An 11409-nucleotide genomic window follows, 5' to 3' on the forward strand; every position below is an offset into this window, starting at 1 on the left:
AGGGTGGCCGCATGGATGCGGCCAGTTTTTCGACAGGACAGGGATGTCCTGTCGAAAAACCCCGTAACCCGCACGCGCACCTGGAGGACCGAAGGTCCGGAAGGCGCGTCATCCGGGGGGCCCTTCTCTTTGGTTACTTTCTCTTGGGCAAGCAAGAGAAAGTAACCCGGCCTCCGGCAGGAGGACGGAAGCCCGCGGCAGGCGAGCCAGGTCGCGACATGGCGATAACCGAAGACCGACGCTACTGGATCCCGGCCTGCGCCGGGATGACGGGCAAAAAAAACTGCCTTCGCCCAGATGCCCGCCGCTATGCGAACCCCTCAAAACTCGCACACGCCACTCATGCGACCAACAAAGCACCATTACCCCAAGCGCATTGCCTCATAAAGCCTAGTTCCGTATCTTCGAACTATAGAACAGTCATTCCTCTCCCCCATTCCCAAACACAAAGAGGTCCCTCCCCATGGAATACCGTCACCTAGGCGCATCCGGCTTCAAAGTCCCCGTGCTCAGCTTCGGCACCGGCACCTTCGGCGGCAAAGGTGAATTCTTCGGCGCCTGGGGCAACACCGACGTGGCGGAAGCCAAGCGCCTGGTCGATGTCTGCCTCGATGCCGGCCTCACCATGTTCGACAGCGCCGATATCTATTCCGAAGGCGCTGCCGAATCGGTGCTCGGCGAAGCCATCAAAGGCCGCCGCGATCGCGTGCTGATTTCGACCAAGGCAACGTTCCGTTCCGGCGACGACCCCAACGATGTAGGCTCCTCGCGCTTCCATCTGCTCAAGGCCTGCGACGCCGCGCTCAAGCGCCTGGGCACCGACTACATCGACCTGTTCCAACTGCACGGCTTCGACGCAAAGACTCCCGTGGAAGAAACGCTGTCGACGCTGGACGATCTSGTGCGCGCCGGCAAGATCCGCTACATCGGCGTCTCCAATTTCTCCGGTTGGCACCTGATGAAATCGCTCGCCGTGTCCGACCGTTACGGCTATTCGCGTTACGTGGCGAACCAGGCGTACTACTCGCTGATCGGCCGCGATTACGAATGGGAGCAGATGCCGCTGGGCATCGATCAGGGCGTGGGCGCGGTGGTGTGGAGTCCGCTGGGTTGGGGACGCCTCACCGGCAAGATCCGCCGCGGCCAACCGTTGCCCGCCACCAGCCGTCTGCACAAGACCGGCGACGTGGGCCCGCAGATGTCCGACGACTATCTCTATCGCGTGGTCGATGCGCTGGACGAAGTCGCCGCGGAAACCGGCAGGAGCGTGCCGCAGATCGCACTCAACTGGCTGCTGCAGCGTCCGACGGTATCGACCGTGGTGATCGGTGCGCGCAACGAGGAGCAGCTGAAGCAGAACCTCGGCGCGGTGGGCTGGAACCTCAGCAAGGAACAGGTGGCCAAGCTCGATGAAGCCAGCGCCGTGACGCCGGCCTATCCGTACTGGCACCAGGCTGGCTTCCAGGAACGCAATCCCTCGCCGGTGTAAGACCAAACGCAAAGAGGCGCGCAGTGAGTTGCGCGCCTCTTTGCGTACAGCGACGTGAATGAATCAGCTTGCGTGCAGCGCCGCGTCCACCATCGCCTGCGCTTCTTCCAGCAATCGCTGCAGATGCGCCTCGTCCTTGAAGCTCTCCGCGTAGATCTTGTAGATGTCTTCCGTGCCCGACGGTCGCGCTGCGAACCAGCCATTGGCCGACGCCACCTTGATGCCGCCAATCGATGCGCCATTGCCCGGCGCACGATCCATCACGGCTTCGATCTTCTCGCCGGCCAGCTGCGTGCTCTTCACCTGATCGGGCGACAGCTTGGAAAGCCTCGCCTTCTGCTCCGTGTTAGCCGGCGCATCGACACGCTCTGACACCGGAGTACCCAGGGCGCGGGTCATCTCGCGATACAACTCGCCCGGATCCTTGCCCGTGCGCGCGGCGATTTCCGCCGACATCAGCGCGGCGGCGATGCCGTCCTTGTCGGTGCTCCACACGCTGCCGTCGCGACGCAGGAACGATGCACCCGCACTTTCCTCGCCGCCAAATCCCAGCGAGCCATCGAACAATCCATCGACAAACCACTTGAAGCCAACCGGCACTTCGTAGAGGCGACGACCCAGCCGCTTCGCCACGCGATCGATCAAGCCCGTGCTCACCAGCGTCTTGCCGACGGCGGCATCGCTGCGCCAATGCGGGCGATGACGGAACAGGTAGTCGATCAGCACCGACAGATAGTGATTGGGCAACAGCAGGCCGGTGCTGCGCGTCACGATGCCGTGGCGGTCGTGATCGGTATCGCAGGCAAAGGCGACGTCGTAGCTGTCCTTGAGGCCGATCAGGCGCTGCATGGCGTGCGAGGAGGAAGGATCCATGCGGATCTTGCCGTCCCAGTCCACGCTCATGAAGCGGAAGGTGTGATCAACCACATCGCTCACGACGGTGAGGTCAATGTTGTAACGCTCGGCAATCGGCGCCCAGTAGTGCACGCCCGAACCGCCCAGCGGATCGACGCCCAGGTGCACGCCGCTGCCGCGTATCGCATCGAAATCGATGACGTTGGCGAGGTCGGTGACATAGGCATCGAGGAAATCGTGCTGGTGCGTCGTCGACGCGCGCATGGCTTCGGCGAATGGCACGCGGCGCACGTCGCGCAAGCCGCCTTCGATCAGCGCATTCGCGCGCTTCTGCACCCAGCCGGTGATGTCGGTATCGGCGGGACCGCCGTTGGGCGGGTTGTACTTGAAGCCGCCACCGTCGGGCGGATTGTGCGAAGGCGTGACCACGATGCCGTCGGCAAAGCCGTGGCTGCGGCCGCGGTTGTAGGTGAGGATGGCGTGCGAAATCGCCGGCGTCGGCGTGTATTCGCCGCCCTTGGAAACCATGGTCTCCACGCCATTCGCAGCGAGCACTTCCAGCGCACTTTCCAGAGCCGGCTGCGACAAGGCGTGCGTATCGATGCCGATGAACAGCGGACCGTCGATGCCCTTGCCTGCACGGTATTCGCAGATGGCCTGGGTGATCGCCAGCACATGCCACTCGTTGAAGCTGCGCTCGAACGAACTGCCGCGATGACCCGAAGTGCCAAACGCCACGCGCTGACTGGGCACACCCACATCCGGGCGTAGATCAGCATAGGCATCACGCAAGCGGCCCACATCCACCAGTTGATTCTCAGGGACCAGCTTGCCGGCCAGCGGGCTGAGGCGGCTCATCGGCACGTCTCGGCAGTGACGGAACGGGCGAACGGGCACAGGCGGTAGGACATGGTCATGCGAGGGCGCATCCTGGTTCGACAGAAAGGAACCATTGACCCTCGCCGCAGCGTCGCGTGTCAAGAGCAAAACCGCCTGAAACGCCTATGCAGACGTGCACAACGGGTGAAACGACGCAGCATCGTCGGACACTGTTCAGCGCAGCTGGCTGTCCTTGCTGCCGCGACGGTTATAGCCGCTGAAGGCGGCCTCTTCCTGGTCGTGCGCCGTCTGGCAGTTCACGCACAGGCGTACGCCGGGCACGGCCTTGCGTCGCGCTTCGGGAATGGCTGCGTCGCATTCTTCGCAATGAGTGAGACCAGGACCGCTCTGCATGCGGCTGCGCGCGCGCTTGACCGCGTCGTCCACGGTCGCGTCGATCTGGTCCTGTACGGCGCCGTCGCCGGCCCAACCTGTTGCCATCTCTCCTGCCTCCCGGGACCGTCGCACGCCATCGGCGCCGGCCCACTACAACGCTATGCAGCCCATCAAGATGGGGTTGCAGGCCACGTTCCCAAGCATACGCCGGGCCGGCGTTGTAAGGTCAGTCAGGTACCGTCGAGGAGCGCATATGCACGCTTACGATCTTGCTGGCTGGGGTTCCCTGCTGTCGGCTGAAGTGGGTGCAGCAGCGGCGCTGACCGGCCTGTTGTTTGTGGCGATCTCGATCAACCTGTCGAGCATCGTGGCCAATCCCATCTTGCCCAGCCGCGCCATCGACGCGCTGTGCAAGCTGGCCAACGTGCTGATGATTGCGTCGCTGGGCCTGGTGCCCGGCATCTCGGCGCGGCTGTTCGGCTGGGTGGCGCTGGCGATTGGCCTGGTGGCATGGTTCATCCCCACCTGGAACCAGTTCATGCAGCTGCGCCAAGCCACGGCCAACTGGAACTGGCGCGAACACAAGGACTGGATCCTCACACGCGCACTGATCACGCAGATCGCCACCTTGCCCTTCCTGGTGATGGCGATCTCCATTGAGCTCGGTACCGGCGGCGGCCTTTACTGGCTGGTGCCGGGCGTCCTGTTTTCCTTCATCGGCGGCATGTTCGGCGCGTGGATCCTGCTGGTGGAGATCCTGCGCTGAGTCAGAAACGCTTGCGCAGAAAATAGCGCGCGCCGCCCACCGGATAATCGGGAATCTCGCCGAACACGCTGTAGCCGAGTTTTTCGTAGAAACCGCGGGCCTGGAACGCAAACGTATCCAGCCACGCGCCGACGCAGCCGCGCTCGCGCGCGATCTCTTCCGCACGACGCAGGATCGCCGTACCCACGTCCTGCCCGCGCATGGACTCAGGAATGCCCAGCAGGTCGATGTGCAGCCAGTCCAGCGCGGTCTCGCCCCACAGCCCACCAATGGTGTGGCCGTGCTCGTCACGCAGCGCGATCACCAGCGGCTGGATGTCGAGCGTCGGTACCTTGCTGAGGTTGTAAGCGCGCAGCGGCGCCGCAATGGCTTCGCGATCGGCGGCATCCGGGGCGTGGACAGCGTGAAGTTCGTAGTTCATCGGCGCGTGGCATCCGGTGTCGCCGATGCCTGCGGCGGCGCGCTCGCCTGGTTCATCTCGGCAACGTCGTTGACGCCGTCGAAGCCACCGCCCAGCGCCTCGATCAGTCGGATGGAAATATCGGCCTGCTGACTTTCCAGCAGCGCCAGGCGCTGTTGCGCGGTCAGCAATTGCTGGCGACTGGTGAGCGGCGTGAGCGGGCCGCGCAGCCCACCTTCGTAAGCCTTGATCGCATCATCCCAGCTCTTCTGCGCATCGTCCGCCGAGCGCCGCTCCAACACGATCTGCTGGCGCACCGAAGTGAGCGCGGAGACCTGATCGGACACCTCGTTCAAGGCACTCACCAGCAAGCTGTTGTAACGCGCCACCATCGCGTCGTACTCGGCATCGGCGCCCGCCAGATGGGCGCGGCGACGGCCGCCATCGAACAGYGGCAGGCTTAGCGCGGGACCGAACACATACTGGCGTGCCTGCAGCGACAGCACGTTGGTGCTGCCGCCCACGGCAATCAGGCCGGCCATGGCGCTGACGCTGATATTGGGCAGAAATTCCTTCTTGGCCGCCGTGACGTCGCGGTTGGCCGCTTCGATTTCCCAGCGCGCCGCCACGAGATCGGCGCGACGTCCGAGCAGATCCACCGGCAATTTGTCGGGCAGGACGGCCGGGCCGCGATCGACCAGTTGCGGCCGCTCGATGCTCAGGCCGCGATCCGGCCCCTGCCCCAGCAATACCGAGAGCGAGCTGCGCGCTGCATCGATGGCGCGGTCGGCGGCCACCTTTTGTTGCTCGGCGCCGGCCGCTTCCGAATCGGCCAGATGCTCCTGCTGCGGTGTGCCAAGCCCACCGCGCACCAGCTTGCGCGTGATGTCGAGCGAGCGACCGGTGCGATCGCCTTCCGCATCGGCGACATCCTTCTGCGCAAACGCATAGCCGAGCTGCACATAGGCGCGCGCCACATTCACCGACAACTCGATGCGCGCCGCATGTGCTTCGATCTGCGCGGCACGACTGCGACCCAGCGAGGCTTCCCATGCCGCGCGCTTGCCGCCCCACAGGTCCAGATCCCACGAGAAATCGGCGGTGAGCGACTTGCTCCAGGCAAACGTGCCAATCGCATATTCGGGATAGATCGGGTTCTTCTTCGACAGGTAGGCGCCGGTGATCGACGCGTCGAAATTCGACTGCGGCTTGCGCAGCGCATTGATGCTGTCCGCCACGGCCTGCGCCTGGCGTGCACGCGCCTGCGCCTGCTCGAGGCTGGGGTTGTTCTGCAGCGCTTCCTCGATCAAGGCGGTGAGCTGCGGGTCGCCATAGGCCACCCACCAATCCTGCGCCGGCCATGCCGTGGGGCTCAGCTGCACATCGGCCAGGCTGCGCTCGGATTTCAGGCTGCCCGGTTCGGTCATGGTGCCCGTGGTGTGCAAGCCGCGACTGGTGGTGCAGCCGGCGAGAACCAGGCTGAATGCGATGGCGACAGGAAGGACGAGGGAACGCATGGCGGGATCATCCGAAAAGTGGAGCGCGGAGCTGCGCGTCGTCGCTGCCGACCCTTGGTGAAACCATGGCCGGCGCGTACGCAACATGCAGAAGCCTGCACGTGTGCGTCGATTATATCGCCCCGCCTCAAGCTCGCGCAGCGCTGCGAGGCAACGACAAACAGCCAGACAGGGGCGACTTTTGTCCAATTGCCAATCGATGTCGCGCTCCACGGCGCTTGGCGTCGCGTGCATCGGCGCTTACGCTGCGTCTCTGTGCTCAACCTCAAGGATCAACGCCCATGTCCCATGTGTCCTCTGCAAGCATCGTTTCAACCGACAGCCACTACCTTCATCACATCGAAACCGCGCACTTCAAGCTGGACACCGATGAGCCGGTCAAGCTCGGTGGACAAGGTGCAGCACCAGCGCCGTTCGATTACTACCTGGCTGCGCTCGCCGCCTGCACCGCGATCACGCTGCGCATGTATGCCGAACGCAAGGGCTGGGAGCTGGGCGAGTTCCGCGCCGAGCTGCAGCTCGATCGCGACGACGAGGGTCGCCTGCAGGTCATGCGAACGCTGCACGCTTCGGCCGCGCTGAGCGACGAGCAATGGGCCCGCTTGCTGGAAATTGTCGCCAATACCCCGGTGACCAAGGCGATGCGCGAGGGCGTGACCATCTCCAGTCGCCGTGGCGAGGCCGCTTAAGCCCCTGATTTAACGATCTGATCGCGAAATTGTGTGAACGCAATCGCAAGTATTTGCACTGCGTCACAATGCGACACCCTTCACCAGAACATCACCGGCTTTTATGAGAGAGTCCGCGCTGGTGTCACACGGCCGCGCCTGATTGCAGAGTGAAAACGTGGCGCAGCCCAACAGGTGATTCAGGGCGGCAGGACAACCGATACCCGACCTGGATGATGGGGGTGCCGGTGCACGACGATATTGCACCGAGCACATAAACCCTGGCCCACGAGAGCCAGGGGAGTCACGGCAGCCAAGGGGAAGAACAGCATGGGGGAAGCTATCGCGCCACGCGCCTGGGGCCGTCATGTGGCTGTTTGCATGGCGTACGCCGTCAGCTATGCGTTGCTACGCGACGTATCCGTCTCTCACTGGAATCTGCCTGCGGGCCTGCGGGTGGCCAGCCTGCTGTTGTTTCCCTATCGCTATTGGCCTGCGCTGCTGATCGGCGAAATGATCCCGGTGGACTATCACGCCTTTCATTGCATCGACGACTTCGGTTGGCGCTGGTCGGCCCTGGCTGCAGTGCCGCCGATCCTGCCCTTGATGGGCGCCGTGGCCTGGGCGCGCCGCCATGCACGTTTGTTGCTGGGCGCACACCAGATCAGCATGCCCATGCTGCTGGGCGTGATACTCGCTGGCGCCGTATTGACGGCGATCAGCAATGCGCTGGTACTGATGGCGGCGGAAGTGCCAGCCGGCGTCCCGCTGCCGCCGTTGGACATCCAGATCATCTTTGGCTATTTCCTCGGCAATTACCTGGGTGCACTGGCCATCGCGCCCACGGTGATCGCGATCTATCTATGGCAGACGCGCAGGCCAGCAAATCCGCGCGAAGCCGAACTGTGGCGCAGCCGCCTCGTCAAGGACACCTTGATCGGCGTGGTGACGCCGCTGCTCGTGCTGATGGGCCTGGTATTCAGCAGCCAGGGCGACAGCATGCAGGTGTTCCGCATCGCCATGTTCCTGCCGGTGGTCTGGCTCACCTCGCGCCACGGCTGGCAAGGCGCGGCGCTGGGCGGCACGCTGGCGAGCCTGGCGGTGACCATGACCTCCTCGATCGTGCGTGATCCGGGCGTCATCCAGGCCCAGGCGCTGATCGCGTTCGCCATCACCACCCTGCTTATGCTCGGCTCGCGCATCGCCCATCAGACGCATGCGGAGCACGCCACGCAGATGGATACCTTGCGCGGTTTTCAGCTCGCCCAGCAAGGTCTTTACCTGGAAGAGCTGCGGCTACGCCAGGCGGCCGACACGCTGGAACACATCGGTGTCACCATCCGCGACAACCACAACCGCCTGCTGGACCGTCTTCGACATGTGCTGCCCACCAGCGAAGAACGCAGCTACGCCAAGCAGGTAGCGCTGGCGCAACACGAAATGCATCGCCTCGCCAATGCGCTGTATCCACGCGGCTGGCGCGAGCGCGGCGTACCGGCCACGCTGCGCGAAGGGCCGTTTGCGCAGGCCATCCAGATGGCAGGCGCCACCTATCAATGCGAACTCTCCGGACGCGGCCTGAGCCAGCTTGCTCCCGACGTGCATATGGCGCTGTATCGGCTGGCCTGCGAAGTGCTGGTCCACGTGCTGTCACGCGGCCCCATGCAGGATGTGCAGCTGCAGCTGCGCGGCGGACACACGCGCGGCCGACGCTGGGTAGTGATGCGCCTGGTCGGCAGGCGCGGCATGGGCGACGCGACGCCCCATGCAGAGCTGGATGAGGAACCCTGGAAGCAGGCGATGACCCTGCTGGGCGCCAGCGGGCTGGGCATCTCCTCGATACGCGATCGCACGCATATCTATGGCGGCGATGTGCATCTGCGCGACATCGGATCGAGCGTCAGCGTGACGTTGCTGCTGCACGATTCGTTGCGCAGCAGCGCGATCCACCACCGGAGCGCTTCGCGTTAGAAGCGCTCCGGCAGGGTTTACTGCAACATCAATTGGCGCGCGAGCTGCATTCCACCGGATCGTGGCAATCACCGGACGAGGTGGTCGCGTTCTTGGTGGTCGCAGGAGCCTGCGGAGTCGCTACCGCATTGGTCGACGGCCCCTGGAAGCGCGAGCTGCATTCGACCGGATCGTGGCAGTCGCCAGCGGCGACATACGTCGCTGTCGAACCATCGGCTTGCGGCGCGACCAGCACTTTCACGGTGCTGTCCTGATAGACGATATCGCCCCTGGTATTGCCGGACGCCGGCAGCGGCTCATCAGGCGTGGCCACGCGCGCAGCATCGGAGCCCACCGGCAAGGTGAGGAAGCTGCCCGAGGCCGTGGCGAAGGCAGCACGCACCTTGCCGCCCAGATCGTTGATCTGCACATAGCGCACACCGTTGCGCTGGAACACATAGACATGCCAATGCGGACTGGCGCTGACGTCGGTGGCGTTCGGCCAGGACTGGCCCAATCCACTGGACGGCAGGCTGTTGGCGGCCATCGCGCCCATCGATGTCAACGACATCGCCAAAGCGCCCAAGGCCAACCAACGAAACCGACGGCTCGATGCATGATGCATATGTTTTTCCTCCATGTTGATCCCCTATTCCGAGATGCCGCTGGCATCACTCAAGACCGATCATCACTGGCGCACGCCGTTGCGGCGTATCGCCAGCCGGGAGACTCTGCACCAGAGCCCATATGGGCGGTAAGTGCCGGCAGAGCGTCACGCGCCACGCTTTGACGCGCTCGGTTGCCATGCATTCATCGGTTTCACGGATTCGTCACAATGTCCCGCTAGCTTCGGGCGTACATCCTGGCTCATCAGCCGACGACCGCGTCGACGGCGCTGCGAGTGCACGTGACCGCCGATTCCACCACCGGGCTGGCGCAGTTGTTCGAAGAACAACACGACACGCTCAACCGTTATTTCCTCAAGCGCACCGCGCACGCATGGGATGCGCAGGATCTGGTGCAGGAGCTTTACCTGCGCCTGCTGCGCACCGACCGCAGCGGCGCCGAACTGATCGAGAAGCCCGAGGCCTATCTGTTCACCGTCGCGGCGAACCTGGTCAAGGAACACGCCGCGCGCAAGCAGCGCAGCCCCAAAACCGGCGATGAAGTGAACGACGTACTCGAGCGACTGTTCACGCCGTGCAACGCCGCCGCCGACGTCGATCGCGACCTTCGTCGCCAGCGCCTGGCCGCGGTGATCATGCGACTCACGCCCAAGTGTCGCGCCGCCCTGGTGATGCATTACCGCGATGAGCTGGGCTATCGCGACATTGGTGAACGACTGAACATTTCCACCCACATGGTGAAGAAGTACATCGTCAAGGCGCTGGCCGTATGCCGCGTAGGGATGGCGCGCTATGACTGAATTCGCCCGCCACCGCGAAGCCGCCGAGCGCCAGCGCCGCGCGACCGAAGAAGCCGCCAGCTGGTACCTGGATCAGCAGGAAGGTTTCGACGAAGCGCAGCAGCAGGCCTTCATGGCATGGCTGCGCGAGTCGCCGCTGCACGTCACCGAATATCTTGCGATGGCGCATCTGCACGGCGATCTTGGCGCCGCCAGCGCGCTCGATCCATTGAACCAGGCGGAACTGTGCGAGCTGGCCGCGGATGACACCTCGGTGGTGTCTCTGCCCGTGCCGCGTCCATCCAAAGCGTTGCCCAACGTACGGCCGCGTCCGCGCTGGACCGCGTGGCTCGCTCAAGCAGCAGCCCTGGTCATCTTGGTGGCCACCGGCGGCGCGGCCTGGCTGCAGTCCGCGCCGCAAGCCTGGGATAGCTACGCCTCGTCCAATGACGCGGTGCGCAGCGCCACGCTGGCCGATGGCACCGACATGCAGCTCGATCGCGACAGCGTGGTGATCGTGAGCATGGATGCCGGCTCGCGCCGCATCAACGTGCTGCGCGGCGGCGCCTTGTTCGACGTGGCGCACGATCCAGCCCGCCCGCTGCGTGTGCGCCTGGGCGCGAACGAGCTGCAGGACATCGGCACGGTGTTCGACGCGCATCACTCCGCCGACGGCGGTCGCGTGACCGTGATCAGCGGCAAGGTCAAGCTGTGGCAGCGCGATGAAAAGTCGTGGGCGCCGGAAGGTTTTGCAGTTGCCCGGTCGCCCCTGGCGGAACTCACCGCCGGCCAGGAAGCGACCATGCATATGGATGGATCGCTCGACGTGGTCGATCACCACGCCGATCTCGCGCGCAGCACGCGCTGGCTGCCTGCGGACATCCATTTTGAAAGCGCCAGCGTCGCCGAGGTGGCCCGTCGCTTCAACGCCTATAACAGCCGCCCACTCGTGATCGAGGATGCGCGCATCGGCGCCACGCTGATTTCAGGGCGATTCCACGCGCGCGACATGGATGCCTTCGTGGCGTATCTGCAGACCTTGCCCAACGTGCAAGTGATCCGCAGCGTGGATGATGTGCGCGTCGTGCGATCGGTCGCCAGCTTGTCGCACGTGCGTGCTGTAAGAAAAAATTCATGAAGAAAG

11 protein-coding genes are annotated in these 11409 nt (G+C 64.2%); 6 read left to right on the forward strand and 5 right to left on the reverse strand.

The window, feature by feature from the left end; all coding sequences use genetic code 11:
• The first annotated feature begins 463 nt into the window (after positions 1-463).
• Entirely contained in the window at positions 464-1489 is a 1026-nt protein-coding gene (locus AC1DMG_RS08690; protein WP_477177835.1) for an aldo/keto reductase, read from the forward strand.
• A gap of 63 nt (positions 1490-1552) precedes the next feature.
• On the opposite strand, the gene pgm is transcribed toward AC1DMG_RS08690, so the two are convergent.
• Together pgm and AC1DMG_RS08700 are read right to left on the reverse strand one after the other, a co-directional pair.
• A complete protein-coding gene (gene pgm, locus AC1DMG_RS08695) occupies positions 1553-3202 on the reverse strand; it encodes a phosphoglucomutase (alpha-D-glucose-1,6-bisphosphate-dependent) (RefSeq protein WP_477177836.1) in 1650 nt (549 codons plus the stop codon).
• Between the two features lie 195 nt (positions 3203-3397).
• Complete coding sequence (locus AC1DMG_RS08700; RefSeq protein ID WP_441603327.1) at positions 3398-3664, reverse strand: DksA/TraR family C4-type zinc finger protein; 267 nt, start codon at positions 3662-3664, stop codon at positions 3398-3400.
• Positions 3665-3812: 148 nt separating this feature from the next.
• Between AC1DMG_RS08700 and AC1DMG_RS08705 the strand changes: the two genes are divergently transcribed.
• Complete coding sequence (locus AC1DMG_RS08705; protein WP_477177196.1) at positions 3813-4325, forward strand: hypothetical protein; 513 nt, start codon at positions 3813-3815, stop codon at positions 4323-4325.
• Between the two features lies 1 nt (position 4326).
• Here the strand turns inward: AC1DMG_RS08705 and AC1DMG_RS08710 are convergent, their stop codons facing one another.
• Positions 4327-4746: a GNAT family N-acetyltransferase gene (locus AC1DMG_RS08710; RefSeq protein WP_477177197.1), complete on the reverse strand. Its 420-nt coding sequence runs from the start codon at positions 4744-4746 to the stop codon at positions 4327-4329.
• On the reverse strand, positions 4743-6242 hold the full coding sequence (locus AC1DMG_RS08715; protein WP_477177837.1) for an efflux transporter outer membrane subunit: 1500 nt from the start codon (positions 6240-6242) through the stop codon (positions 4743-4745). Before AC1DMG_RS08715 ends, AC1DMG_RS08710 begins: the two co-directional genes overlap by 4 nt.
• Before the next feature lie 290 nt (positions 6243-6532).
• On the opposite strand from AC1DMG_RS08715, the gene AC1DMG_RS08720 reads away from it, so the two are divergent.
• Positions 6533-6931: an OsmC family protein gene (locus AC1DMG_RS08720; RefSeq protein ID WP_441603365.1), complete on the forward strand. Its 399-nt coding sequence runs from the start codon at positions 6533-6535 to the stop codon at positions 6929-6931.
• Between the two features lie 309 nt (positions 6932-7240).
• Positions 7241-8881 (forward strand): MASE1 domain-containing protein, encoded by a 1641-nt coding sequence (locus AC1DMG_RS08725; RefSeq protein WP_477177838.1) that lies wholly within the window; start codon positions 7241-7243, stop codon positions 8879-8881.
• Positions 8882-8909: 28 nt separating this feature from the next.
• Here the strand turns inward: AC1DMG_RS08725 and AC1DMG_RS08730 are convergent, their stop codons facing one another.
• On the reverse strand, positions 8910-9431 hold the full coding sequence (locus AC1DMG_RS08730; protein ID WP_477177839.1) for a hypothetical protein: 522 nt from the start codon (positions 9429-9431) through the stop codon (positions 8910-8912).
• Between the two features lie 336 nt (positions 9432-9767).
• Between AC1DMG_RS08730 and AC1DMG_RS08735 the strand changes: the two genes are divergently transcribed.
• Positions 9768-10286 carry an RNA polymerase sigma factor gene (locus AC1DMG_RS08735; RefSeq protein WP_046971745.1) on the forward strand — a complete coding sequence of 173 codons (519 nt, stop codon included), beginning with the start codon at positions 9768-9770 and terminating at the stop codon, positions 10284-10286.
• On the forward strand, positions 10279-11403 hold the full coding sequence (locus tag AC1DMG_RS08740) for a FecR family protein (RefSeq protein ID WP_477177840.1): 1125 nt from the start codon (positions 10279-10281) through the stop codon (positions 11401-11403). Before AC1DMG_RS08735 ends, AC1DMG_RS08740 begins: the two co-directional genes overlap by 8 nt.
• Positions 11404-11409: the final 6 nt, after the last annotated feature.

The organism is Dyella sp. 01N36, assembly GCF_056399745.1.

What these genes read in the sequence shown, in the direction of transcription:
- pgm (WP_477177836.1), bottom strand. Translation starts at nt 3,202, where the DNA reads ATGAGCCGCCTCAGCCCGCTGGCCGGCAAGCTGGTCCCTGAGAATCAA.
- AC1DMG_RS08700 (WP_441603327.1), bottom strand. Translation starts at nt 3,664, where the DNA reads ATGGCAACAGGTTGGGCCGGCGACGGCGCCGTACAGGACCAGATCGAC.
- AC1DMG_RS08705 (WP_477177196.1), top strand. Translation starts at nt 3,813, where the DNA reads ATGCACGCTTACGATCTTGCTGGCTGGGGTTCCCTGCTGTCGGCTGAA.
- AC1DMG_RS08710 (WP_477177197.1), bottom strand. Translation starts at nt 4,746, where the DNA reads ATGAACTACGAACTTCACGCTGTCCACGCCCCGGATGCCGCCGATCGC.
- AC1DMG_RS08725 (WP_477177838.1), top strand. Translation starts at nt 7,241, where the DNA reads ATGGGGGAAGCTATCGCGCCACGCGCCTGGGGCCGTCATGTGGCTGTT.
- AC1DMG_RS08730 (WP_477177839.1), bottom strand. Translation starts at nt 9,431, where the DNA reads ATGTCGTTGACATCGATGGGCGCGATGGCCGCCAACAGCCTGCCGTCC.
- AC1DMG_RS08740 (WP_477177840.1), top strand. Translation starts at nt 10,279, where the DNA reads ATGACTGAATTCGCCCGCCACCGCGAAGCCGCCGAGCGCCAGCGCCGC.